Annotated in this window: 18 protein-coding genes, 1 rRNA gene and 1 pseudogene; 16 read left to right on the forward strand and 4 right to left on the reverse strand. The window is 66.6% G+C overall.

Features of this window, described 5'->3' with window-relative positions; genetic code table 11:
• Positions 1–31: 31 nt before the first annotated feature.
• Positions 32–199 (forward strand): hypothetical protein, encoded by a 168-nt coding sequence (locus A9A59_RS14065; RefSeq protein WP_165772556.1) that lies wholly within the window; start codon positions 32–34, stop codon positions 197–199.
• 9 nt (positions 200–208) lie between these two features.
• Here A9A59_RS14065 and A9A59_RS06665 read toward each other — a convergent pair whose 3' ends face one another.
• Positions 209–778, reverse strand: a complete 570-nt coding sequence (locus A9A59_RS06665; protein ID WP_098503541.1) for a DinB family protein — start codon at positions 776–778, stop codon at positions 209–211.
• Positions 765–923, reverse strand: coding sequence for a hypothetical protein (locus A9A59_RS14070; RefSeq protein ID WP_165772557.1), 159 nt, complete (start codon positions 921–923; stop codon positions 765–767). Before A9A59_RS14070 ends, A9A59_RS06665 begins: the two co-directional genes overlap by 14 nt.
• A 66-nt stretch (positions 924–989) precedes the next feature.
• Between A9A59_RS14070 and pth the strand changes: the two genes are divergently transcribed.
• The 3 genes from pth to A9A59_RS06680 all read left to right on the forward strand — a co-directional run bounded on the left by pth (position 990) and on the right by A9A59_RS06680 (position 4,005).
• A complete protein-coding gene (gene pth, locus A9A59_RS06670; protein ID WP_098503542.1) occupies positions 990–1,622 on the forward strand; it encodes an aminoacyl-tRNA hydrolase in 633 nt (210 codons plus the stop codon).
• Between the two features lie 90 nt (positions 1,623–1,712).
• Entirely contained in the window at positions 1,713–2,789 is a 1,077-nt protein-coding gene (locus tag A9A59_RS14320; protein WP_098503543.1) for a sigma factor-like helix-turn-helix DNA-binding protein, read from the forward strand.
• An 85-nt stretch (positions 2,790–2,874) separates the two neighbouring features.
• On the forward strand, positions 2,875–4,005 hold the full coding sequence (locus A9A59_RS06680; protein WP_098503544.1) for a VIT1/CCC1 transporter family protein: 1,131 nt from the start codon (positions 2,875–2,877) through the stop codon (positions 4,003–4,005).
• A 7-nt stretch (positions 4,006–4,012) separates the two neighbouring features.
• Here the strand turns inward: A9A59_RS06680 and A9A59_RS06685 are convergent, their stop codons facing one another.
• Positions 4,013–4,513: a hypothetical protein gene (locus A9A59_RS06685; RefSeq protein WP_098503545.1), complete on the reverse strand. Its 501-nt coding sequence runs from the start codon at positions 4,511–4,513 to the stop codon at positions 4,013–4,015.
• Positions 4,514–4,594: 81 nt separating this feature from the next.
• On the opposite strand from A9A59_RS06685, the gene rrf reads away from it, so the two are divergent.
• The 12 genes and pseudogenes from rrf to rpoC all read left to right on the forward strand — a co-directional run bounded on the left by rrf (position 4,595) and on the right by rpoC (position 22,593).
• A 5S ribosomal RNA gene (gene rrf / locus A9A59_RS06690) occupies positions 4,595–4,711 on the forward strand.
• A 247-nt stretch (positions 4,712–4,958) separates the two neighbouring features.
• Entirely contained in the window at positions 4,959–6,605 is a 1,647-nt protein-coding gene (locus A9A59_RS06695) for a 30S ribosomal protein S1 (protein ID WP_133117537.1), read from the forward strand.
• A gap of 38 nt (positions 6,606–6,643) precedes the next feature.
• Positions 6,644–9,121: an ATP-dependent Clp protease ATP-binding subunit gene (locus A9A59_RS06700; RefSeq protein ID WP_098503547.1), complete on the forward strand. Its 2,478-nt coding sequence runs from the start codon at positions 6,644–6,646 to the stop codon at positions 9,119–9,121.
• 179 nt (positions 9,122–9,300) lie between these two features.
• The gene (locus A9A59_RS06705) at positions 9,301–9,963 is read left to right on the forward strand and encodes a hypothetical protein (protein WP_098503548.1); all 663 of its coding nucleotides are present in this window, start codon (positions 9,301–9,303) and stop codon (positions 9,961–9,963) included.
• Between the two features lies 1 nt (position 9,964).
• Positions 9,965–10,654 (forward strand): hypothetical protein, encoded by a 690-nt coding sequence (locus A9A59_RS13720; protein WP_133117538.1) that lies wholly within the window; start codon positions 9,965–9,967, stop codon positions 10,652–10,654.
• Positions 10,654–11,082: a hypothetical protein gene (locus A9A59_RS06710; protein WP_098503549.1), complete on the forward strand. Its 429-nt coding sequence runs from the start codon at positions 10,654–10,656 to the stop codon at positions 11,080–11,082. The genes A9A59_RS13720 and A9A59_RS06710 overlap by 1 nt, the downstream gene beginning before the upstream one ends.
• Before the next feature lie 115 nt (positions 11,083–11,197).
• On the forward strand, positions 11,198–11,326 hold the full coding sequence (locus tag A9A59_RS14325; RefSeq protein WP_278286818.1) for a hypothetical protein: 129 nt from the start codon (positions 11,198–11,200) through the stop codon (positions 11,324–11,326).
• 12 nt (positions 11,327–11,338) lie between these two features.
• Positions 11,339–11,440 (forward strand): annotated as a pseudogene (locus A9A59_RS14445) (hexameric tyrosine-coordinated heme protein); the annotation flags it as partial.
• Positions 11,441–11,541: 101 nt separating this feature from the next.
• Positions 11,542–12,267, forward strand: a complete 726-nt coding sequence (locus tag A9A59_RS06720; RefSeq protein ID WP_278286819.1) for an AAA family ATPase — start codon at positions 11,542–11,544, stop codon at positions 12,265–12,267.
• A gap of 610 nt (positions 12,268–12,877) precedes the next feature.
• Positions 12,878–13,288 carry a hypothetical protein gene (locus A9A59_RS06725; RefSeq protein WP_133117539.1) on the forward strand — a complete coding sequence of 137 codons (411 nt, stop codon included), beginning with the start codon at positions 12,878–12,880 and terminating at the stop codon, positions 13,286–13,288.
• Between the two features lie 991 nt (positions 13,289–14,279).
• Entirely contained in the window at positions 14,280–18,158 is a 3,879-nt protein-coding gene (gene rpoB / locus A9A59_RS06735) for a DNA-directed RNA polymerase subunit beta (protein ID WP_098503553.1), read from the forward strand.
• Complete coding sequence (rpoC, locus tag A9A59_RS06740) at positions 18,145–22,593, forward strand: DNA-directed RNA polymerase subunit beta' (RefSeq protein WP_098503554.1); 4,449 nt, start codon at positions 18,145–18,147, stop codon at positions 22,591–22,593. The genes rpoB and rpoC overlap by 14 nt, the downstream gene beginning before the upstream one ends.
• 88 nt (positions 22,594–22,681) lie before the next feature.
• On the opposite strand, the gene A9A59_RS06745 is transcribed toward rpoC, so the two are convergent.
• Positions 22,682–24,592 (reverse strand): TIGR03960 family B12-binding radical SAM protein, encoded by a 1,911-nt coding sequence (locus A9A59_RS06745; protein WP_133117540.1) that lies wholly within the window; start codon positions 24,590–24,592, stop codon positions 22,682–22,684.
• Positions 24,593–24,657 lie beyond the last annotated feature (65 nt).

Consider the following 24,657-nt stretch of genomic DNA (forward strand, 5'->3'; position numbering starts at 1 on the left):
TTCGTTCATCTCACCTCCCCATGCTGGCGTCATGGAACGTACAACCGGCACCTGCCGTCACGAGTGGCGCTACCTCGTCGACGTCCGTGCCCGCGCCATCTGCATCCGCGAATGCGCGCTCTGCGGCCGCCGCACCGTCATCCCGGTCGAGCTTGCCCCGCTCCCGGGCGAGGAGTCTCGCCTCCGCAGCTCCGCCTGACCGCCCGGCTCAGCCCAGGCCCTGCTGCCGCCGCGCCACCAGCTCGAGCCGCGCCCTCCGCTGGTTCGGCTCCCGCCCCTTGAAGTTCGGCTGGTAGTCGCTCTGCCGCCCGAGGATCTGCGCCGTGTGCTGCCGGTCGTGCCGGTAGAACGACCGCAGCCACTGCAGTACCGTCAGCGTCCCAAACATCGGGCTGGTCGCAACGCGGTCGAAATCCTCCAGCCGCATCCCGTCGATCAGCCCCAGCGTGTATTGCCGCTCCAGCTCCAGCTGCCGCAGGAGGTCCGCCACGGTGTACCGGTTCGCCTCCTCGACCGGGATGGGCACCGTCTGCCACGGCACCTTCGAAAGGTCCGGGTTCTCCTCCCGCAGCGCAGCCCGTACCCAGGCGTCGTACGTCCGCTCCATCTCGCACAGGTGGGCGAGCTGCTCCAGCGCAGTCCACTGCTCCTCCCCCTCCGCATCGACCGGCACCCGGAGCGCATCCTCCGGGCTGAGCCCTTCCGCCACCCGGATCAGGCTCGCACGCTCCGCCGCCATCTTCGCCAGCAGCTCATCCACCTGCTCACGCGTCGCCATGGTTGTTCCCTCCAATTGCCCGGCTCAGCCGCCGGATGCCCTGCCACACCGCGTAGGGAATTGCGGCAGCCAGGGCAATCACCCAGAGGAGCGCCCCGTACAGCCCTCCAAACACCAGGTCGGTCACAATCTCGACCAGCGGCATGCCCCGATTCTACGCAATCCCGCTCCCGCCGTTGGGCGAACGGAACACCCGTGCCACACTCCACCCATGCCGTTCCGCAGGAGCCCCGCCGCGCCCGGACCGCGCTTCGCCGCCGACTGGCTCGTCGTCGGCCTCGGCAACCCCGGCGAAGAGTACGCCCGGACGCGCCATAACGTCGGCTTCTGGGTCATCAACCGCCTTGCAAAACGCGTCGGCACCCAGCCGAAGTCCGTCGGCTCTCTCCTCCACATCGGCGTCGGCACCCTGCAGGGCCAGCGGGTCGCCCTCGTCAAGCCCAAGACGTACATGAATGCCAGCGGCCGGGCCGTCGCCCAGGCGCTCCAGTGGACCGGCTGCACCCTCGCCCGCACCATCGTCGTCTACGACGAACTCGACCTCCCGGTCGGCCAGCTCCGCGTCCGTGCCGGCGGCGGCCACGGCGGCCACAACGGCCTCAAAAGCATCGCCCAGCACGCCGGCCTCGACTTCATCCGCGTCCGCATCGGCATCGGCCGCCCCACCGTCGACGGCGAGCCCTCCTGGGACCCCGACATCGTCGCTGACTGGGTCCTCTCGCCGCCCGCTCCCGCCGACCGCGAACTCCTCGAAGCTGCCGCCGACCGCGCCGCCGATGCCGTCGAAACCATCATCGCCTCCGGCGTCGAGGCTGCCGCAGCTGCCTTTAATCGCAAGGTCTGACCCCGAGCCGCTCCCCGACCGCGACAAACGCTGTCGTCTTTCTGCCCGGGCCGCCACACCGGCGCCCGCTGCCGCTAGACTCCCTGCCGGGTGATTCCCGTGCCGGTCAGCTCACACGACGACACCCTCGAACGCGTCGCCACCATCTTTCCACCGCCGATGAGCGGCACCCTCCTCCCCTGCCTGCGGCTCGATACCACCATCTCCCCCGCGAACACACGGCCCAATGCCTACCGCGATGGGCTGGTCCTCGGCGACCTCCTCCCCTCGCCGGCCTCCCCCGACCCCGCCGCCCTCGCCGAGGCCCGTGCCGTGTCCGAAGCGGTCGACGAGGTCCTCGCAACCCTCGATGCCCGCGCCCGCGCTGTCATCGAGCTCCGCTTCGGCTTCGTCGGCCCCCCGCTGACCCTCGAGCAGATTGGCCGCCGCTTCGACCTCACCCGCGAGCGCATCCGCCAGATAGAGACAAAGGCCCTCAAGGCGATCGCTCCGAGGCTCGCCACCGCCCTGGGGATGCCCCTCCCCGTCAGGGCGACCGCCTCCCCGAACGGCGCCGGCCCCGGGCCAGGCACCCTGCCCCGGACTTCGCCCGCCCTGCACCATCCCGCTGCCGTGCCCGTGCCGGCCGCGGCCCCCTTTCCCCACACCAGCCCGCCGGTGGTGCCCGCCCCGGCGCAGGCAGCCCCGCCGCCCGCAGCTCCGCCCCTCCACCCCGAACCGCCGCGCCCGCTGGTCTCGCTGCGCCTGCCGCCCGCGCCGCGGCCCCCGGCAGCGCCGGTGCCGGCCTCCGCCGAGGACCGCCTCTTCGAGAGCCTCCTCCAGCCCTGGCAGCATGTCCCGCCTCCCCCGGCGCCGCGTCCGGGCGCTCGCAGCGCTCCGGCGCCGCCAGCCCCGGACGCGGCGCCCTCCGCGTCCCGCCCGGTCACCGCCCCTGCCGTGCCCGGTCTCCCCGCCGGCCTCCCGCTCGAAAGCTGGCTCGAAGACTGGCGGGAACGCGGCTTCACGGTCCTCGATGAGCGCACCCGTGGCGGCGGCATCTGGGTCCGCGACGCCGGCATGACCCTCGCCGCCGAAATCGAGCACCTCCGCCGCGAAGGCACCTGGTTCCGCTTCGCCGAACACCGGCCCGCCGGCTTCTGGGGATGGTTGCTCAGCCCCGCATCCTGACCTGGTCCCGGTTCGCACGGCCTAATCCCGCGGGGCAGCATCCCCACGCGCGCATTGTCAGTGTCCAAACTTAGAATCGTTCTATATGACCGCCACGCCCGCTGACATCGAACGCTACCGACGTAATCTCCGCGACGAAGTCGATGGCATCGCGCTCTACCGCGCCCTTGCCGCGGCTGAGCGCGACCCCCACCTTCGCGAGGTCTTCCTCCGCCTCGCCGCCAGTGAGGAGCGCCACCGCGACCTCTGGGTCGCCAGGCTCCGCGAGGTCGGGGCCGAGGTTCCCGACTTCCGCCCCTCGTTCAGAGTCCGCATCCTCGGCTGGCTCGCCCGCCGATTCGGCACCGCCGCCGTCAGCCCCATCGTCGCCCGCATGGAAAGCTCCGCCTACACCATGTACGACGACCAGCCCGAGGCCGTCGCCGCCGACCTCCCGCGTGACGAGCGCTCACACGCCCGCCTCTTCCGCGAGCTCGCCCGCTCCACCCGCAGCCGGCCCATCGACGTCGATATCGCAAGGCTCGAAGGCCGCCATCGCGCCGGCACCGGCAACGCCCTTCGCGCCGCGGTCCTCGGCGCCAACGACGGGCTCGTCTCCAACCTCTCACTCGTCATGGGCGTCGCCGGCGCAAACCCCGGCCGAGACGTCGTCCTCCTTGCCGGTCTCTCCGGACTCCTGGCCGGCGCCCTCAGCATGGCCCTCGGCGAATGGATCAGCGTACGCAGCTCCGCCGAAGCCTTCGCCCGCCAGCTCGAAATCGAGCGCGACGAGCTCACGCTCATGCCCGATGAAGAACTCGAGGAGCTCGTCCTCATCTACCGCGCCAAAGGGCTCGACGAAGAAGAAGCGCGCGCCACAGCAAACCGGATTATGGCCAACCGCCAAAAAGCCCTCGATACCCTCGCCCGCGAAGAGCTCGGCATGTCGGAAGATGAGGCCGGGAACGCCTGGGTCGCTGCCATCACCTCATTCCTCACCTTCAGCGCCGGCGCAATCATCCCCGTCCTCCCGTGGCTCATCGTCGGCGGCGTCGTCGGCGTCGCGGCCAGCGCAATCGCCAGCGCCGTCGGCCTGTTCGGCGTGGGCGCTGCCATCACCCTCTATACCGGCCGCGGCATCCTCTTCTCCGGCGCGCGCATGCTCGGCTTCGGCCTCGCCGCCTCCGCCATCACCTTCGGCATCGGCAGGCTCATCGGCGTCAGCACCGGCATCTAGCCGCCCGTCAGTCGATGGCCAGGTCAAGCGTCAGGCGGCGGTCCGTCGTCCGGATGGCCACCAGCCGGTACGGAAGCGACCCGGCAGCCTCGTCCAGCCGCGCCTGCAGCGGGGGCTCGATGAGCGCCGCCACCGCCTCCGGCGCCGCCAGCCCCCCGAGCGAGGCGCCCGCCACATCGAGCCGCAGCCGCCCGTCTGCCACATTCGGGTCGAAGCTGATCGACCCCCGCGCGCCGATGCCCTGGCTCCCGATGGCAAAAGTGACCACAACGAGCCCCTCCTGCTGCACCTCCACCTCGACCACCGGCCGCGCACGCACACCCGGGAGGGTCGCAAGCTCCTGCGCAATGATCGCCGCCAGCGCCCGCTCGTCGAACGCCACGGCGATGTTGCCGCCCCCGGCCACGGCCTCGGTCTGTGCCTCGAAGTCCGGGTCGACCGTGAACCAGAGCACCACGCCGATTGCACCGGCCAGCGCGCCGAGTGCGAACGCAATCAGCACCCGCATGCCGGGGAGCGTGCCCCCTCTCCGCCCTTCCCGCAACCGGCGACTTGCACGATCCGGCCGGCCCCGCCCATAATCATGGCATCTGGTGGCTAGAGCGAGGTGGACCCACCCGTTCCCATCCCGAACACGGAAGTGAAACGCCTCAGCGCTGACGATACTGCCCGGGCAACCGGGTGGGAAAATAGGCCGCCGCCGGGTACTTTTCGAAGCCGCCGCAAGGCGGTTTTCGCATCTCTGGGCCGCCAACGGCTGAGCGGAGCCGCCCGCGCCAGGTAACCCGCCTCCACCTCACGGCGTTCTCCTCAATAGTCCCCGCCCCGCGCGGGGCCCGCGCGGTCGATTCCCTCCACGGATCCGCCGCGATACAATCCAAACTGAGATCCCTCACTTCACCCCGGCGCGTACACCCAGCAGATGGGATACGTGCCCCCAGACGGAGCCGCACTTGTCAGCAGATACCGCCCAGCCCACCACCCCCCCTGAAGCCGAAATGGACATGGGGGCCCTCCTCGACCTCGAAGCCGCCCAGTCCGGGGGCGGCCAGCTTCGCCGTGGCGAAATTATCGAGGGCATGGTGATGGGCGCCTCGCCCGATGGCCTGATCGTCGATGTCGGCACCAAGATGGAGGCCGTCATCCCCCACAACGAAATGCTGTCTCTTGGCATCGACGGCGCCAGCCGCCTCAAAACCGGCGACACCGTCCGTGTCATGGTCCTCCAGCCCTCCACCGCCGAAGGCCACGCCATCGTCTCCCTCGACCGCGCCCGTGGCGAAGAGGGCTGGGAAACCCTCCAGAAGCGGTTCGAATCCGGCGAAATCTTCGAAGCCCAGGTCACCGGTCACAACCGCGGAGGCCTCCTCGTCAACGTCGACGGCGTCAACGCCTTCGTCCCGCTCTCGCAGGTCGAATCCGTCCGCCGCGATGACCCCGACGCCGCCAACCAGCTCGCCAGCCTCGTCGGCCAGGTCATCAAGCTCAAGGTCGTCGAACTCAACCGCAAGCGGAACCGCGTCATCCTCTCCGAGCGCGCCGCCATGGCCGAAATCCGCAAGGAGCAAAAGGACCGCGTCCTGGAGGAGCTCGAAGAGGGCCAGATCCGCACCGGCCGCGTCTCCTCCATCACCGACTTTGGCGTCTTCATCGACCTCGGCGGCGCCGACGGCCTCGCCCACATGACCGAGCTCACCTGGGAGCGCGGCAAGAAAGCAAAAGACCTCTTCCAGGTCGGCGACGAAGTCCAGGCCTACGTCCTCAAGGTCGACCGCGAGAACAAAAAGATCTCGCTCTCGCTCAAGCGCGCCCAGCCCGAGCGCTGGGACACGACCGTCGACCGGCTCGTCATCGGCCAGATCCTCATCGGCCGCGTCACGAAGCTCATGCCCTTCGGCGCCTTCGTCCGCCTGGAAGGCCCGGTCGAAGGGCTCATTCACATCTCCGAGCTCTCCAACCGGCGCATCCAGCACCCGAAGGAAGTCGTCAAGGAAGGCGACGTTGTGCCGGTCAAGCTGGTCCGCATCGAAAAGGACCGCCACCGCCTTGGCCTGAGCCTCCGCCAGGCCCGCAGCGATGCCGAAGCCATGGGCTTCGTCTTCGACGCCAACGGCTCCGTCATCGATTACCCCGACGACGTGCGCGAGCAGTTCGGCCTCCCGCCGCGCGACACCTCTGCCCAGCCCGCCCGGCGCGAGCCGCGCACCGCGCAGGAGGCCATCGAACAGGCCGTTGCCCGCGACCCCGAGCCGATGTCAGCCTTCGCCGCTGCCTTCGCGCAGGCCCTCGAAAACGCCGAGGCCGGCAACGGCATCGCCGAGACGGTCGCCCAGGTCGCCGGCCTCGCGCCGAAAGATGAGACCCCGGCTCCAGCCGAGGCGTCCGCCCCTGCCCCGGCAGCCGCCGAAGAGGCGGCCGAAGCGGCACCCCCTGCCGAGGCCCAGGCGGCCGCTGACTCCGGGGCCGGCGACACCGAAACTCGGGTTTCCACCGGGGAGACGTCCCCCGATCAAATGCCGCACAATAATGATGAGGGGTCGGAAACGGCCCCCGCCGAAGCACCAGCCGCAACAGAGGAGGAAACTGCTGACGGCTCCTAGACGTTCTTTGGGCGCACCCAGGGGAAGGGAGTACACCTATGGCCGATCGGTTTGACAAATTCACAGAACGGGCGCGGCGCGTCCTGACCCTCGCCCAGGAAGAAGCACACCGCTTCAACCACAACTACATCGGCACCGAACACATCCTCCTGGGACTCGTCCGCGAAGGCGACGGTGTCGCAGCCAAGGTCCTCGCCAACCTCGGCGTCGAGCTCAACAAAGTCCGCTCTGCCGTCGAGTTCATCATCGGCCGCGGCGACCGCACCGTCCTCGGCGAAATCGGGCTTACCCCGCGCGCAAAAAAGGTCATCGAGCTCGCCGTCGATGAGGCGCGCCGCCTCAACCACAGCTACATCGGCACCGAACACCTGCTCCTCGGCCTCGTCCGCGAGGGCGAAGGCATCGCCGCCGGCGTCCTCGAAAGCCTCGGCGTCAACCTCGAGCGCGTTCGCGCCGAAACCACCCGCATACTCAGCCAGAGCGCGCCCCAGGCCGCGACCTCCGGCGCAGGCGCCCGCCAGGCCAGCCGCACTCCCACCGTCGACCAGCTCGGCATCGACCTGACCGCTGCCGCCCGCAACGGCCAGCTCGACCCCGTCATCGGCCGCTCCAACGAACTCGAGCGCGTCGTCCAGATCCTCTCCCGCCGGACCAAGAACAACCCGGTCCTCATCGGCGAGCCCGGCGTCGGCAAGACCGCCATCGCCGAGCTCCTCGCCCAGCGGATCGTCTCCGGCGATGTCCCCGAGACGCTCCAGAACAAGCGCCTCCTCACCCTCGATATCGGCTCCCTCGTCGCCGGCACCAAGTACCGCGGCGAGTTCGAAGAGCGCCTCAAGAAGGTCATCGAGGAGATCAAGGCCGCCGGCAACTGCATCCTCTTCATCGATGAGCTCCACATGCTCGTCGGCGCCGGAGCTGCCGAAGGCGCCGTCGATGCCGCCAACATCCTCAAGCCGTCGCTCGCACGCGGCGAGCTCCAGTGCATCGGCGCCACCACCCTCGACGAATACCGCAAGCACATCGAGCGCGATGCCGCCCTCGAGCGCCGCTTCCAGCCGGTCATGGTCGAAGAACCGACCGTCGAAGAAGCCATCGAAATCCTCAAGGGCATCCGCCCGCGCTACGAAGAGCACCACAAGCTCAAAATCAGCGACGCTGCCCTCGTGGCCGCCGCCGAGCTCTCGGCCCGCTACGTCAGCGATCGCTACCTGCCCGACAAGGCGATCGACCTCATCGATGAGGCCGCCAGCCGCGTCCGCATCCGCCGCGCAGCCACGCCGCCATCCCTCAAAGAAGCGATGAAGGGCCTCGAAAGCCTCCGCCGCGAAAAGGAGCAGGCGATCGCTGCCCAGCAGTACGAGTACGCCGCCGAGCTCCGCGACCGCGAAGTGAAGCTCCAGGACAAAATCCGCGAGATGGGCGAGTGGGAGGAGGGCGACGCCGGCATCGCGACCCCCGTCGTTACCGACGAGGACGTCGCCGAAGTCGTCTCGATGTGGACCGGCATCCCGGTCGCCCGCATCGCCAGCGAAGAAAGCGCCCGCCTCCTCCGCATGGAGGAAGCCCTCCGCAGCCGCGTCATCGGCCAGGACGAAGCGATCGAAACCATCGCCCGCGCCGTCCGCCGCGCCCGCGCCGGCCTCAAAGACCCGCGCCGCCCAATCGGCGTCTTCCTCTTCTGCGGCCCCACCGGCGTCGGCAAGACGGAGCTCGCCCGCGCCCTCGCCGAGTTCATGTTCGGCTCGCAGGACAACATGATTAAGCTCGACATGAGCGAGTTCAGCGAGAAGCACACCGTCTCGCGGCTCGTCGGCGCGCCCCCCGGCTACGTCGGCTACGACGACGGCGGCCAGCTCACGGACACCGTCCGCCGCAAGAGCTACTGCCTCGTTCTCCTCGACGAAATCGAAAAGGCGCACCCCGAAGTCTTCAACCTGCTCCTGCAAATCTTCGATGAGGGCCGCCTCTCCGACGCCAAGGGGCGGAAGGTCGACTTCCGCAACACCATCATCATCATGACCTCCAACGTCGGGTCCGACCTCATCAAGAAGGACACCTCCCTCGGCTTCGCGACCACCACCGATGAGGTCAAGACCCACGAAGAGCGCTACCAGCGCATGAAGGAGAAGGTCCTCACCGAGCTGAAGAACGTCTTCAAGCCCGAGTTCCTCAACCGCATCGACAGCACGGTCGTCTTCCGCTCCCTCACGAAGGAAGACATCCGGAAGATCGTCGACAACGAACTCAAGAAGGTCGAGAAGACGCTCAATCAGAAGGGTGTCCGCCTCGAAGTTACCGAGGCCGGCAAAGACTGGCTCGGCGAAAAGGGCTACGACCCGGTCTTCGGTGCCCGGCCGCTCCGCCGCGTCATCCAGGACAACATCGAAGACCGCCTCAGCGAGATGCTCCTCGCTGGCGACTTCGGCACCGGCGACAGGGTCAAGGTCGACCGCAACCCCGATGCGGACGAACTCACCATCGAAACCGTCCGCGAACCCCAGCCCGTCGGCTAACCCCCGGCGGTCAACACACCCAACACGAGGGGCCGGTGCAAACCGCGCCCCTCGTTCGTATGTCTGTTTCTCCGCCACGTAAAGGAAGCCCCTTGACAGTTAGTCTTCAATGAGCCAGACTGCCGCCAATTTCATCCTGATGAAGTGGCGTTATGCGGGTAACATCATTGCTTGCTGTCGTGACATTGGCGATCGCGTTCTCAGTCATGCTTACCGCGCTGGCTGCGGCGGACGGCCCCCGCGGCTGGTCTGACGAGGTGCCGGGCCCGGAGCGCGGGCCGTCGGGACAGACCGGACAACTGACCTGGCTAGAGAATCCGGCGAGGCCGTACGCGGGAGGGGCAGAACAGGTCGGGCCGTATCGGCTGCTGCCTCCGGGCACTCTCTACATTGAGCGGACCTATCCTGGTGACACCGGCGCGCGAGACTTTGCGGAGACTTCGTCGCCGGACGTCCTTCGTCGCTCTGCGCTCTATTTCGAGCCGCTCCCAGGGTTTTCCGTTTCAAGCGAGCGAGGAACCGTCCGCGACGGGCAGGTCATCGGGATTGATTCCTACTGGAAAAATGATGCCGGTGATGCGCTCATCGTCTCTTCCGCTGCCGTCCCAGACTGGATGTTGCCGCTCGATGTCTACCTCTATCCCACGGACAGCCCCCTGGAAGTTTTCACCACCACCATCGCTGGCCGACCGGCTATCGTTGAACAACCCTCGGCTGGCCCTGCCCCCAACGTTGGTTACGTTCGCGTATGGCTGGAAGGCCAGGAGATCGTTCTACGGTCGCCTTCCATGGGTCAAGACAGGCTCATTGACCTGGCTGCCAGGCTTGTCGGAGGTGAGTAGCATGCCCACCAGTCTTTATCCCCGGCTGGCAACGGGCATTGCCCTCATGCTGCTGGCCGTGGCATCGGCGGTCGCGCTCCCCAGCCCTGCTAACGCGGCAAGCGGAGACATTCGTGTGATCGTGGGAATGGCCACAACCGAGGCCACCCTCACGTACCATCCGCACGCTTGCGGAACCGCGTATTGGCACTGTGATGAAGGAAATCACCCGAACAATACCGCGTTAGACCTGACGAACACCACCGGCGCAACCGGGGGCGCAGCAGTCTACTTCCAGTCCTACACCCGGTCAGGCTACGCCTATGGCGTCATTACCAATCACCAATACGGGACCAGTGCCTGTCCCGGGGCGGACGTGGCGCTGTGGGTCCCGTATCCCGATTCCTCTGTCGGGACTTGGATTGGCTACGTGAATTTCGTTCAGGTCAATGTTAGCCAAACTTTCGGCACTGGCTTCTACGTAAGCGGCGGAGGTTGGACTATCCAACCAATCGGTTCAGTCGTGTCGGGCCCGGGAACCGGCAATTGCAACTCCACTGGAAGCCATTTGCACCAGAGCGGCACGCACAATGCGCCCTTCTTGTGGACCAACTGGGCGGTTGATGCCGACGATGATCCCTCGGTTCCGGGCGTGCAGATAAACCCGACGGGTGACTCGTCCCAAAACTGGTTGCACTGGATCACCTACTGATGGCTCATGCCCGCATTCTCGTCCTGATCGCCATCCTGACCGTCGCCGTTCCGGTCCTCGCCGCCTGCGGCGGTGGTGGGAGCCGCGACACCGCGCCAGCACCGCCGTCCGAAACCACTGCCAGCGTCACCCCCGCCGCGTCGCCTTCCTCGAACGGCAGCACCACCACGCTCCCGCCCGGCGTGCAGAGCGGAATCGAAGCCTTCGTTCATGACCAGGGCGGCGTCTACATCGGCGAATGCCCCGGGGAATGGAAGCCGCGCGGCGACACCCCTGAGTGGTGCCACACCCGCGAGTCGGACCAGGGCCAGCGCTTCGAGGTGAACGTCGGCGTGGCCGGGAGCGACTACATCTTCCACCTCGTGTTCGAGAAGGACACGTCCGGAAACTGGCAGCTCATCTCGTCGGAGCAGGCCGGGAACACCTAGGCCAGCCAGTGCTGCTCGTCGCCTACATCCTCGTTCCCCGCGCTCTTCATGCGCTGGAACCGCGACATGCGCTCGGCGCGTCGCCTGTTGCAACCCTCTAGCTGGAATGCCAACAATGGCTCACCAACATGAAAGAAGGTCGCATGCCCTGCTCGTCCCCGAAAACTCCCTTATCACCCCGGGTCCCGAGTCCGTCCGCGAACTCGCCATCCGCATGGCGCGCCTGACCATCAAGGCGATGTAGCCCGACGACGAGATGCGCTCGGCCCTGCGCTCCGCCTACGCCTGCAACGCCGACTCCCTCACCGCCGCCGGCCACGTCGTCGCCCTTGAGTTCGCGACGATCGCCGCAGCCAACGCCTACTGGCGCTACCGCGAAGCCGCGCCTACTCCCCGGTTTCCGCAGCCAACTCGGCGGCCTGTAGCAGGGTGCGGCCGGTGGGCTGGAGGTCGAGGCGGGTGCAGTGGAGAGCCGTCTCGCGGCTCGTCGGCGCGCCCCCCGGCTACGTCGGCTACGACGACGGCGGCCAGCTCACCGATACCGTCCGCCGCAAGAGCTACTGCCTCGTCCTCCTCGACGAAATCGAAAAGGCGCACCCCGAAGTCTTCAACCTGCTCCTGCAAATCTTCGATGAGGGCCGCCTCTCCGATGCCAAAGGGCGGAAGGTCGACTTCCGCAACACCATCATCATCATGACCTCCAACGTCGGGTCCGACCTCATCAAGAAGGACACCTCCCTCGGCTTCGCAACGACCACCGATGAGGTCAAGACCCACGAAGAGCGCTACCAGCGCATGAAGGAGAAGGTCCTCACCGAGCTGAAGAACGTCTTCAAGCCCGAGTTCCTCAACCGCATCGACAGCACCGTCGTCTTCCGCTCCCTCACCAAGGAAGACATCCGGAAGATCGTCGACAACGAACTCAAGAAGGTCGAGAAGACGCTCAATCAGAAGGGTGTCCGCCTCGAAGTTACCGAGGCCGGCAAAGACTGGCTCGGCGAAAAGGGTTACGACCCGGTCTTCGGTGCCCGGCCGCTCCGCCGCGTCATCCAGGACAACATCGAAGACCGCCTCAGCGAGATGCTCCTCGCCGGCGAGTTCACCAGCGGCGATATCGTCCGCATCGATGCCCAGGACGGCCAGCTCAAGATCGAGCCTGTGCGCGAACCCGCTCCGGTGGCATAAACCGCCCAGGGCGCCAGCGCTCCTGCGGGGGCGTCACGCCGACTGCGTGACGCCCCCTTTCTGTTGCCTCGAATACCGGCGTGGCGGCGGCCCAGTCCCCAGGAATCCGAACATGCCGTCCGGGGTCCCCGAAGGTCTTTCGGTTCCTTTTCCGGGTCATGGCTGCTAGACAGAACGCCCGTGACACGGTACCCTCTGAGCGTCAGAGCGCTACGTGAGCCCCCCGCAGCTACGCTCCGCTGGGGGTGAGGGGGAGGCGTCGATATTGCGGCGAGGTCGAAATGGTCTTCTGCTGGGCGCAACGCTGCTGGCGGTTGCAACACTTGCTTTCTGGGTAGGGCGGGTGCTTGGTGAGCGCGAACCTGCGACCGCCGGCCCGCCCGCTCTCCCAGCAGGTATCGAGAACGCAACCCCCGCGCCGGGGGAAACCCCCGACCCCACGCGTCCCGAGCTTCTGATCAAATGGGTAAATCAGGACGCGAAGCTCCCCCGATTCGACCAGCGCATCAACGGAATAGAGGTTGGCCCGACCGTGCAGCGGCGGGGCGGGCCTTGTGAGACTCAACGCCCCCCGGTCCAGGTTGACTTTGACCAGTCTCGGGGAACCCGCGTGGAAATCTCGCCCCGGTTCCTGCCTGCCGGGGCAACGATCAGGTCAACACTCGCGATTATGTGCGGCCAGGAAGTGGCTTTTGCCGAGGTAGTCTACGCACTCCCGGTGGCCGACGATCTCAATGAGCGGTTGGCTCGCGGTGAATCGTACTGGGACATCCCGAGGGGCGGAACCATCCAGATAATGCGGTTCATCGGCGAGCCCGCAGAGGCGTCGAGCATCGCCGCTGCGCGCTGGCAAGCCGGCTCGATTAACGGCTTTCCAGCAGCTATTGGCCACCCAATCCTGGACGAAGGGCTGGGCGACGCCGAGGTGCTGGTATACGCCGGCGGTGTGCTCACGGTGGTACGTACCGGGAATCTCAGCATCGATACCGCCATAGCCATCGCTTCCGGGGTCGTTCAATGACTGCAGGTTCCACAATTCGCGTTTCCTGCTTTGTAGCGGTAATGATAATTTCGTTCTCGTTGGGGTTCGGGACCGCCCCCGGCCGGATTTCCGCAGCGACGCTTACCGTCGCGCGGGTGAACCCGGGTCCTGCGAGCCTCAACGGGTACATCACTTGCCTCTGGCATGGGACCTCGTCCCCGTGTGGAACCGCTGGGGACCTTCAAGCGCTCGATTGGTCCAACTCGTCCGCCGTGCACTTCCGGACATGGGCGTTCCGGGGCGCCGGGACCGGCACTGCCTACTACGCCACCAAGTCCATCAACAACTCGGCATGTCTCCGCGTGCGCGTCCGCCTTGAATACCCAATCGGCACCTGGCGAGGGGACGAGCTCTACACACACACGTCGCTCTTTGGCACGGACGGCTATACCTATGCGATCACCGGCAGCACTTCCTACCAGTACACTTCCCACACGATAGGCACTTCAGTTGCACCGTACCCCAACGGAGACCTGAGCACCTGCACGTCCAGCGGGATCCACCTGCATCAGGGAGCCGATGGCGCTTCTCGGAATACCGGAACGTACTCCTCCACCGGGAGCTACAGCGACATCTCCGCGAACTCTCGTTGGCAGCACGAGTGGTCCTGGTACAACTAACCGGCCCCCCGGCTCGATGCGAAAGCGCTCTGCGGAGCCCCGCTGTCTGGCTGGTCCATGCGAAAAGTCGAGCCGCGGGCTACACACCTGGTCCCCTTGCCGGGCTGGACAAAACGCCGCGGACGCGGCATCCTCTGGTCGTCCGAACGCCATGTGAACCCCCGCAGAACACGTCCGCCTGTGGGTAGGGCGCCTGTTTGGTTCAGCCGAAGCCGTTGACGCCATCTCCCCGAGCGCCGTACGATGGTAGCCGGCTTCCTATGCCCATCGCATCCCCCAGTCCCTTCGCGCCGCGGCTTTGCGCCGCACTGTGCCATTCGCCCCATCAGTCCTGAAGGAGTTGCCACAGGATGACCACTTCGCGTCACGTGGTCCCGGGGGGCACTGTTGCCCCACTCGCCGTTAAGACCTACGGCCGCATCCCCGAAGTCCTCGACCTCCCCAACCTCATCCGCATCCAGATCGATTCCTTCGAATGGTTTAAGCGGGAAGGCCTTCGGGAACTCTTCGACGAGCTCTCCCCAATCCAGGACTTCACCGGCAACCGGATGGACCTCATCTTCGGCGAGTACGAGTTCCGCGAGCCGAAGGCCTCCATGGACGAATGTCGCGAGCGTGACATGACCTACGCCGCGCCCCTCTTCGTCGATGTCGAGCTCCGCGTCAAAGACTCCGGTGAAATCAAGGAGCAGCGCCTCTTCTTCGGCGACTTCCCCCTCATGACCGACCGGGGCACCTTCATCATCAACGGCGCCGAGCGCGTCGTCGTCTCCCAGCTCGTCCGCTCCCCCGGCGTCTACTACACCATCGAAACCGACCCGGCCACCGGGAAGCGCCTCTGCCACGGCAAGCTCATCCCCGCTCGCGGTGCCTGGCTCGAATTCGAAACCTCCAACCGCGACGTCCTCTACGTCAAAGTCGACCGGAAGCGCAAGGTCCCCGTCACCACCTTCATCCGCGCTATCGACGTCCCCGGCCTCGTCCCCGGCGACCGCGACAACCCCCGCTTCGAAAAGTACTGGAAGGCCGTCGACTCCGGCGACGAGCGCGCCCGCGAAGCCGCCCTCCGCGACCTCGAACAGGAGCTCGGCACCGCCGAGCGCATCCTCGCCATGTTCGAGGCCGTCGACACCAGCGACATCCGCCAGTACATCCGCGCCACCCTCGAAAAGGAGCCGCGCGACCCAGGCGTCCAGAACAAGCACGACGCCCTCCTCGACTTCTACCGCAAAATCCGCCCCGGCGACCCGCCCACAACCGACAACGCCCGCAACCTCCTCAAGCAGCTCTTCTTCGACCCCCGCCGCTACGACCTCGGCCGGGTCGGCCGCCACAAGCTCAACAAGCGCCTCGAGCTCGAAGACCCCACCGACCAGCGCTGGCTCCGCCCCTACGACCTCGTCGCCATCATCCGCGAGCAGATCAACATCAACAACGGCCGCGGCCACCACGACGATATCGACCACCTCGGCAACCGCCGCGTCCGCGCCGTCGGCGAACTGATCCAGCAGCAGTTCCGCGTCGGCCTCCTCCGCATGGAGCGCGTCGTCCGCGAACGGATGACCATCACCGACCCCGAAGAGGCCACCCCGAGCGCCCTCATCAACATCCGGCCCGTCGTCGCGGCCATGAAGGAGTTCTTCGGCGGCAGCCAGCTCTCCCAGTTCATGGACCAGACGAACCCGCTCTCTGAGCTCAACCACAAGCGCCGCCTCTCCGCACTCGGCCCCGGCGGCCTCTCCCGCGACCGCGCCGGCTTCGACGTCCGCGACGTCCACCACAGCCACTACGGCCGCATCTGCCCCATCGAAACCCCCGAAGGCCCCAACATCGGCCTCATCGGCTCCCTCGCAACCTACGCCCGGCTCAACAAATTCGGCTTCATCGAAACCCCCTACCGCCGCGTCTACCGCGAGATGCTCTCCGATAACCCCAACCTCGTCGGCCGCATCCTCCGCGAAGACGCCCTCGACCGCGACGGCAACGTCATCGCTCCCGCCGGCACCCGCATCGATGCCGCCCTCGCCGAAAAACTCGCCGCCGCCGGGCGCACCGTCCTCATCCAGCCCTGGGTCTCGAACGAAATCGTCTACCTCACTGCCGACGAAGAGGACAAATTCAAGGTCGGGCAGGCCAACACCCGCATCGACGACGACGGCCACTTCATCGACGAGCGCGTCGAAATCCGCCTCTTCGAAAAGTTCCTGACCGTCCCGCCGCTGGAAGTCGACTACATCGACGTCTCCCCCAAGCAGATGGTCTCCGTCGCCTCCGCGCTCATCCCCTTCCTCGAGCACGACGACGCCAACCGCGCCCTCATGGGCGCCAACATGCAGCGCCAGGCCGTCCCCCTCGTCCGCCCCGAGGTGCCCCTCGTCGGCACCGGCATGGAGCGCCGCGCCGCCGTCGATTCCGGCCACGTCATCCTCGCCGAGGGCCCCGGCGAAGTCCTCGAAGCCACCGGCACCCACATCAAAATCCGTTACGACGACCCGGTCCTGAATACCGACGAGGGTGGCGCCTGCCGCACCTACCGCCTCACCAAGTTCACCCGCTCCAACCAGGGCACCTGCCTCAACCAGCGGCCGATCGTCTTCCGCGGCGAACGCGTCGCCGCCGGCCAGCCCATCATCGATAGCTCCAGCACCCAGGGCGGCGACCTCGCACTCGGTCAGAACATCCTCTGCGCCTTCATGAGCTGGGAGGGCTACAACTTCGAAGACGCCATCATCCTCTCCGAAAACCTCGTCCGCGAAGACAAATTCACCTCCATCCACATCGAAAAGCACGAAGTCGAAGCCCGCCAGACCAAGCTCGGCGACGAAGAGATCACCCGCGACATCCCCAACGTCGGCGACGACGCCCTCGCCCAGCTCGACGAAGACGGCATCATCCGCATCGGCGCCGAAGTCCGTGAAGGCGACATCCTCGTCGGCAAAGTCACCCCCAAGGGCGAAACCGAACTCACCGCCGAGGAAAAGCTGCTCCGCGCCATCTTCGGCGAAAAGGCCCGCGAAACGAAGGACACCTCCCTCCGCGTCCCCCACGGCGAACGCGGCAAAGTCATCGACGTCAAAGTCTTCGACCGCAACAACCACGACGGCCTCCCCGCCGGCGTCAACAAGCTCGTCCGCGTCTCCATCGCCCAGCGCCGCAAAATCTCCGAAGGCGACAAGATGGCCGGCCGCCACGGCAACAAGGGCGTCATCAGCCGCATCCTCCCGCGCGAGGACATGCCCTACCTCGAGGATGGCACCCCGGTCGATATCATCCTGAATCCCATCGGCGTCCCCAGCCGCATGAACATCGGCCAGGTCCTCGAAACCCACCTCGGCTGGGCCGCCAACACCCTCGGCTTCCGCGCTATAAGCCCGGTCTTCGATGGCGCCCGCGACTACGAGATCGACGACGCCCTTGCCCTCGCCTGGATGGCCCACGAGGCCGGCGCCTACTACTATGTCGACCCGCGCGACCGCGGCTTCGACCCCGAACGGCTCAAGGCCTGGATCGCCGAGCAGGGCTACGACCCCGACGCCATCTACACCAGCCCGGAGGACGGCGCACCCGCCCGCGCCTGCCTCGAAATCTGGCTCAACCGCCACCGCGCCGAAACCGGCCAGCCGACCATCGAGCGGGGCCGCTACTCCCGCGAGGAGCTCGATGAGCTCGCCAAAGAGGTCTACCGCGCCACCAATGTGCCGCCCCCGCTCTTCGGCAAGATGCGCCTCTACGACGGCCGCACCGGCGAGCCCTTCGACCAGCCGGTCACCGTCGGCTACATCTACATGCTCAAGCTCATCCACCTCGTCGAGGACAAGATCCACGCCCGCAGCACCGGCCCCTACAGCCTTATCACCCAGCAGCCCCTGGGCGGGAAGGCCCAGTTCGGCGGCCAGCGCTTCGGCGAAATGGAGGTCTGGGCGCTCGAAGCCTACGGCGCCGCCCACATCCTCCAGGAGCTCCTCACCGTCAAATCCGACGACGTCGTCGGGCGCGTCAAAACCTACGAGGCCATCGTCAAGGGCGAAGACGTCCTCGAACCGGGCGTGCCCGAGTCCTTCAAGGTCCTCGTCAAAGAACTCCAGAGCCTCGGCCTCGCCGTCGAGGTCTCCAACGACGAAGGCAGCTCCGTCTCCTTCATCGAAGACTCGTCCAGCGACCTGCCCGAGCTCGGCCTCAACCTGACCGGTTTCGAACGCGAGGAGGATTTCTTTAATGCTCGAGGTTAATGACTTCAACCAGGTGCGGATCGCCCTCGCCAGCCCGGAACAAATCCGCTCCTGGAGCTACGGCGAAGTCACCAAGCCGGAAACCATCAACTACCGCACCCTCAAGCCCGAAAAAGACGGGCTCTTCTGCGAGAAGATTTTCGGCCCGACCAAAGACTTCGAGTGCTACTGCGGCAAGTACAAGCGCGTCCGCTACAAGGGCATCATTTGCGATAAGTGCGGCGTCGAAGTCGCCCGCGCCAAGGTCCGCCGCGAGCGCATGGGCCACATCGAGCTCGCCAGCCCTGTCAGCCACATCTGGTTCGTCAAAGGGACGCCCTCCAAGCTCGGCCTCCTCCTCGATATCTCCCCCCGGAACCTCGAGCGCGTCCTCTACTTCGCGCAGTACATGATCACCGAGGTCGACGAAGAGGCGAAAAACTTCGAAATCCGCCGCCTCCAGCGCGAACTCGACGAGCTCCTCGCCGAGCGCCTCGCCGAAATCCGCCCCCGTCGCGAGCAGCTCGAAGCCCAGCTCGAGGCCGCAAACCGCGAACTCCAGGAAAAAGTCGCCGAGCGGCAGGCCCAAATCGAGGCCGAACGGAAAATCTCCCGCGATGCCCTCGAGGCCGCCGTCCTCCGCGCCGCTGAAACTGTCAGCGCCGCAAAGGGCAGCATCCTCGAAGCCCCCATCGAAATCCTTGGCGACGTTATCCTCGAAGCCGGCGTCAAAGTCACCGCAGCCCAGGTCGGCAAGGTCGAACGCGAAGGCCGCAAGAAGCTCGAGGCCTTCGACAAGGAGACCGCCAAGCTGAAGGAGCAGGAATCGCTCCTCGCCGATACCGCCCTCGAAGACGCGAAGCAGGCCCTCTACGACGAGCTCCATCCGCTTCAGCAGAAGGAGCGTGCCATCCGCGAAGAAGTCGAGGAGCAGTTCAAAGAGCGCCTCCGCGACCTCGAATCCCTCCGCGACCCCGTCCGCGACGACGAAATCGTGCTCCTCACCGAGAACCGCTACCGCGAGCTCTCGGAAATGTTCGGCCACGTCTTCAAGGCCGCCATGGGCGCCGAGGCCGTCCTCCACGTCCTCCAGCGCCTCGACCTCGATGCCCTCCGCGCCAAGCTCAAGCAGGAGATCCTCGTCGCCTCCGGCATGCGCCGAAAGAAGGCCACCAAGCGCCTGAACGTCGTCGAGGCCCTCCGCAACTCCGGCAACCGCCCCGAGTGGATGATCTTCCAGGTCCTCCCCGTCCTCCCGCCGGACCTTCGCCCGATGGTCCAGCTCGATGGCGGCCGCTTCGCCACCAGCGACCTCAACGACCTCTACCGGCGCGTTATCAACCGAAACAACCGTCTCAAGCGCCTCCTCGACCTCGGCGCCCCCGAGATCATCATCCGCAACGAAAAGCGGATGCTCCAGGAAGCCGTCGACTCCCTCATCGATAACGGCCGCCGCGGCCGCGCCGTCTCAGGCTCCGGCAACCACAAGCTCAAGAGCCTCTCCGACATGCTCAAGGGCAAGCAGGGCCGGTTCCGCCAGAACCTCCTCGGCAAGCGCGTTGACTACTCCGGCCGCTCCGTCATCGTCGTCGGCCCCGAGCTCAAGCTCCACCAGTGCGGCCTCCCCAAGCGCATGGCGCTCGAGCTGTTCAAGCCGTTCGTCATGCACTCGCTCGTCGCCAAGGGCCTCGCCCACAACATTAAAAGCGCCAAACGCATCGTCGAACGCGCCCGCCCTGAAGTCTGGGACGTCCTCGACGAGGTCATCAAAAACCGTCCCGTCCTCCTCAACCGCGCACCCACGCTCCACCGCCTCGGCATCCAGGCCTTCATGCCAGTCCTCATCGAAGGCTCCGCCATCCAGCTCCACCCGCTCGTCTGCGCAGCCTTCAACGCCGACTTCGACGGCGACCAGATGGCCGTCCACGTCCCGCTCAGCCGCGAGGCCGTCGCCGAGGCGACCCAGGTCCTCATGTCGACCAAGAACCTCCTCTCGCCGGCCAGCGGCGACCCCATCGTCGCCCCCTCCCTCGACATGGTCCTCGGCTGCTACTACATGACCGACATCGACCGGAGCGGCCGCGGCGCCTACCGCGAAGAAAATGGCCGCCCGGTCCAGGGCCTCTACGGCTCCTTCGAAGAAGCCCGCCTCGCCTGCGACCTCGGCATCATCGACATGCGCGCGCCCATCCGTGTCCGCACCGACCGCGCCGTCATGGGCGAAGGTGGCGTCATCACCGAACCGCCCGCTCGCCCCGATGGCACGCGCGGCACGCACATCATCGAGACCACCGTCGGGCGCATCCTCTTCAATGAGGTCCTCCCCGAGGAAATCCCGTTCCAGAACCAGACGATGGACCGGCCGAACCTCCGCAAGGTCGTCGCCATGTGCTACCGCGCCCTCGGCGGCGAACGCACCGGCGAAATCGTCGACAGGATCAAGGCCGTCGGTTTCCACTACGCCACACTCTCCGGCATCACCATTGCCGTCCACGAAATCCAGGTCCCCAAGAACAAGGCCGAACTCCTCGCCGAAGCCGACCGCAAGGTCGATGCCCTCATGGAGCAGTACCAGATGGGCCTCATCACCGAGGAGGAACGCTACCAGGGCACCGTCGAAATCTGGCAGGAAACCACCGAGAAGATCGAAAAGACCATCAAAGAGCACATGTCGGAGTACGGCTCCCTTAACTACATGGCCTCCTCCGGCACCAAGGGCAACATCACCCAGATCCGCCAGATGGCCGGCATGCGCGGCCTCATGGCCGACCCCAACGGCAAGGTCATCGAACTCCCCATCCGCGGCTCCTTCCGCGAAGGCCTCTCCGTCCTCGAATACTTCATCTCCACCCACGGCGCCCGCAAAGGTCTCGCCGATACCGCCCTCCGCACCGCCGACTCCGGCTACCTCACCCGCCGCCTCATCGACGTCGCCCAGGACGTCATCATTCTCGAAGAAGACTGCGGCACCACGTCCGGCCTCTGGATTGAAGCCGACGGCCGCGACGACCTCGAACCGCTCCGCGCCCGCATCGTCGGCCGCTACGCCGCCATCGACATCGTCGACGAGGCCACCGGCGAGGTCCTCTGCCATCGCAATGAGGAGATCACCGAGGCCGTCGCCGATGAAATCGACCGTCGCGGCATCCGGCGCGTCTTCGTCCGCACGCCCATGTCGTGCGAGGCCGAGCGCGGCCTTTGCCAGCTCTGCTACGGCCGCGACCTCGCCCGCGGCGAACTGGTCAAGCTCCGGACCGCCGTCGGCATCATCGCCGCCCAGTCCATCGGCGAACCTGGCACCCAGCTCACCATGCGCACCTTCCACACCGGCGGTGTCGCATCCCAGACCGACATCACCAGCGGCCTCCCGCGCGTCGAAGAGCTCTTCGAAGCTCGCGCACCCAAAGGCGAGGCCATCATCAGCGAAATCGACGGCATCGTCGAAATCGTCGTCGAGAACGACCGCCGCATCGTGCGCGTCACCAACGTCGATACCCTCGTCGAGGAGTACGACATCCCCGCAAAAGCCGAACTCCTCGTCCAGGACGGCGAACGGATCGTCGCCGGCGCCGCCCTCGCCCAGGCGCCCGCCCGGGAAGACCAGGCCGACGCGCCGCTGCCCGCACAGCCCATCGTCTCCCGCATCGGCGGCACCGTCCGCGTCGTCGGCAAGAACAAGGTCCAGGTCGTCTACGAAGACCGCGAAGAGCGCGAGTACCCCATCCCGGCTGCTGCCCGCCTCCTCGTCGAAGACGGCCAGATGGTCTACGCCGGCGACCAGCTCACCGAAGGCGCCAAGAACCCCCAGCACATCCTCCACATCCAGGGTCGCGACGCCGTCCGCAAGTACATGGTGGAGGAAGTGCAGAAGGTCTATAAGTCCCAGGGCGTCAACATCAACGATAAGCACATCGAGGTCATTACCCGGCAGATGCTCCGCCGCGTGAAGGTCGACCACCCCGGCGACACCGGCCTCCTCCCGGGCGACCTCGTCGACCGCCGCAAGTTCGACGAAATCAACAACCAGATCATCGCCGAGGGCGGCGAACCCGCGACGGCGACCCCCGTCCTCCTCGGGGTCACCAAGGCCTCCCTCAATACCGACAGCTGGCTCGCGGCCGCTTCCTTCCAGGAAACCACCCGCGTCCTCACCAACGCCGCCATCGAAGGCGCCGTCGACCGGCTCCAGGGCCTGAAGGAGAACGTCATCATCGGCAAGCTCATCCCGGCCCGCGCCGAAATCGTCGTGCCCAAGCGCGAAACCTTCGGCGACCTCGACGTCCCCGAGGCGCTCCTCCTCGAAGAGGAGTACGAGCTCGAGCGCCGCCTGGCCGAGCGCGAGGCCGGCTCCCGCCAGCGTCGCTCCGCCGTCGGTCTCCTCGAGGACGAGGACGACGTCGGCGACGACGATGACGACATGCTCATCGGCGCCGACTCCGACGAGGACGACGAGTAAACCGGCTCTCCACAGGCCGGCACAACCCACCACAACCGAGGGCGGGGCCATTCGGCCCCGCCCCCGGTCATCCTGCCCGGGCAGCCGGCTACACCAGCTCCAGCAGCTCCCCTTCGTACTTCCGCGCGCCGCGGCGCAGCTCCGCCAGCTTCCCCACCTTCACCACGCAATCCGCAACGCCCTTCTCCCCACGCAGCGCATCGAAGTTCTGCATACCGCAGACGTTGCACGCACCGTGGTGGCAGTCGCCCACCGTCTTCGTCGAATGCACCGCCAGCCACTGCCCCCGCAGGTACGCCTTCGTCACCCCGCAGTCGATATGGTCCCAGGGCAGCGGCTCGCGCGTATCCCACTCCCGGTGCGCGAACCACGCCGGGTCCACCCCCACGGCCGCAAACGCCGCCTGCCAGGTTTCGAAGCTGAAATGCTCGCTCCACGCGTCGAACTTCGCGCCCCGGCGCCATGCCTCGTAGACCGCCTCCGAGACCCGCCGGTCGCCCCGCGAGAGCACCGCCTCAATAAAGCTGTCCCGCGGGTCGTTCCAGCTGAACTCCACCCCGGCAGCCCGGCAGCCGTCCTTCAACAGGAAGTGCTTCGGCTCCAGCTCTTCGGCCGTATCCTGCCGCGCCCACTGGAACGGCGTATGCGGTTTCGGCACGAGGTTGCTCGTGCTCACCCGCACCCGCGCGCGCCCGCCGACGTACTTCTTCCCGATCGCCTTCACCTGCTTCCCCAGCTCCACAATCCCCGCCACGTCCTCCATCGTCTCCGTCGGCAGGCCGACCATGAAGTACATCTTGATGCCCGTCCAGCCCCGCTGGAACGCGTTCTCAGCGGCGCCCAGCAGGTCCGCATCGCTCACGAGCTTGTTGATCGCGTTCCGCAGCCGCTGCGAACCCGCCTCAGGGGCCAGCGTCAGGGTGTGCTTCTTGCCCTTCGCAATCGCGTTCGCCACATCGACCGAGAACGTATCGACCCGCGTGCTGGGCAGGCTCACCTTCAGGTTCGGGAACCGCTCAGTGAGCATCTGCACCATCGGCACAATCTCGCTGTGGTCCGTCGTGCTCAGCGAAAGGAGCGACAGCTCGTCGTACCCGGTGTTCGCCATCAGGTCTGCCGCCGCCTGCACTACCTCCTCTGGCGAGCGCTCCCGCGTCGGCCGGTAGATCATCCCTGCCTGGCAGAAGCGGCAGCCCTGCGTACAGCCCCGCTGGATCTCGACCGCGGCCCGGTCGTGCACCGTCTGCAGGAACGGCACAATCGGCTTCACCAGCGGCGGTGGCAGCTTCTCCACAATCCGCCGGCGGATCACCCGCGGCGCCTCGGGCACCAACGGCTCCAGCGCCAGGAAATGCCCGGCGTCGTCATACCGCGCTTCGTAAAACGCCGGCACGTACACGCCGGGGACCCGCAAGAGGTCGCGCAGCCGCTGTTCCCGCGGTGTCCCCTCCCGCTTCCAGGTCCGCACGAGGTCCGCCAGCTCCACCACCACCTCTTCACCTTCGCCGATCACGAACGCATCGATGAACAGCGCCATCGGCTCCGGGTTAAACGCCCCGCTGCCGCCCGCGATGACGATCGGGTCCTCGTCCGTCCGCTCCCGCGCAAGCACGGGGATCCCCGCGAGGTCCAGCATGTTCAGCACGTTCGTGTACGTCATCTCGTACTGGAACGTGAACCCCACCAGGTCGAACTCGCGCAGCGGATGCCGCGTCTCGAGGCTCCAGAGCGGAACCCCCTCGCGCCGCATCTCCGCCTCCATATCGTCCCATGGCGCGAAGACCCGCTCGCAGACGACATCCTCAATCCGGTTCAGGATGTCGTACAGGATGCCGAGCCCCATGTTCGACATCCCGATGTCGTACGCATCAGGGTAGGCCAGCGCAATCCGGACCTTCGCTGCCTCCCAGTCTTTCACCACGCTGTTCCACTCCCCGCCCGTGTAGCGCGAGGGCTTCGAAACCCGGGCGAGCAGTCCGTCGATCGCAACCGTCGGCATCAGCAATTCCTCCTTGCAGTGGGTGAGATGCACCGCAGGCAAGATCCCATCGTAGCAGCCGGCGC

Source organism: Tepidiforma thermophila (genome assembly GCF_002563855.1).
GTDB classification, from domain to species: Bacteria; Chloroflexota; Dehalococcoidia; order Tepidiformales; family Tepidiformaceae; genus Tepidiforma; species Tepidiforma thermophila.

Excerpts from the sequence above, each read along its gene's own strand:
- A9A59_RS06665 (WP_098503541.1), bottom strand. The coding sequence starts at position 778 with ATGGCGACGCGTGAGCAGGTGGATGAGCTGCTGGCGAAGATGGCGGCG.
- A9A59_RS13720 (WP_133117538.1), top strand. The coding sequence starts at position 9,965 with ATGCCCACCAGTCTTTATCCCCGGCTGGCAACGGGCATTGCCCTCATG.
- A9A59_RS06710 (WP_098503549.1), top strand. The coding sequence starts at position 10,654 with ATGGCTCATGCCCGCATTCTCGTCCTGATCGCCATCCTGACCGTCGCC.
- A9A59_RS06700 (WP_098503547.1), top strand. The coding sequence starts at position 6,644 with ATGGCCGATCGGTTTGACAAATTCACAGAACGGGCGCGGCGCGTCCTG.
- rpoB (WP_098503553.1), top strand. The coding sequence starts at position 14,280 with ATGACCACTTCGCGTCACGTGGTCCCGGGGGGCACTGTTGCCCCACTC.
- A9A59_RS06680 (WP_098503544.1), top strand. The coding sequence starts at position 2,875 with ATGACCGCCACGCCCGCTGACATCGAACGCTACCGACGTAATCTCCGC.
- A9A59_RS14325 (WP_278286818.1), top strand. The coding sequence starts at position 11,198 with ATGGCTCACCAACATGAAAGAAGGTCGCATGCCCTGCTCGTCCCCGAA.
- A9A59_RS06685 (WP_098503545.1), bottom strand. The coding sequence starts at position 4,513 with ATGCGGGTGCTGATTGCGTTCGCACTCGGCGCGCTGGCCGGTGCAATC.
- pth (WP_098503542.1), top strand. The coding sequence starts at position 990 with ATGCCGTTCCGCAGGAGCCCCGCCGCGCCCGGACCGCGCTTCGCCGCC.
- A9A59_RS06745 (WP_133117540.1), bottom strand. The coding sequence starts at position 24,592 with ATGCCGACGGTTGCGATCGACGGACTGCTCGCCCGGGTTTCGAAGCCC.
- A9A59_RS14065 (WP_165772556.1), top strand. The coding sequence starts at position 32 with ATGGAACGTACAACCGGCACCTGCCGTCACGAGTGGCGCTACCTCGTC.
- rpoC (WP_098503554.1), top strand. The coding sequence starts at position 18,145 with ATGCTCGAGGTTAATGACTTCAACCAGGTGCGGATCGCCCTCGCCAGC.
- A9A59_RS14070 (WP_165772557.1), bottom strand. The coding sequence starts at position 923 with ATGCCGCTGGTCGAGATTGTGACCGACCTGGTGTTTGGAGGGCTGTAC.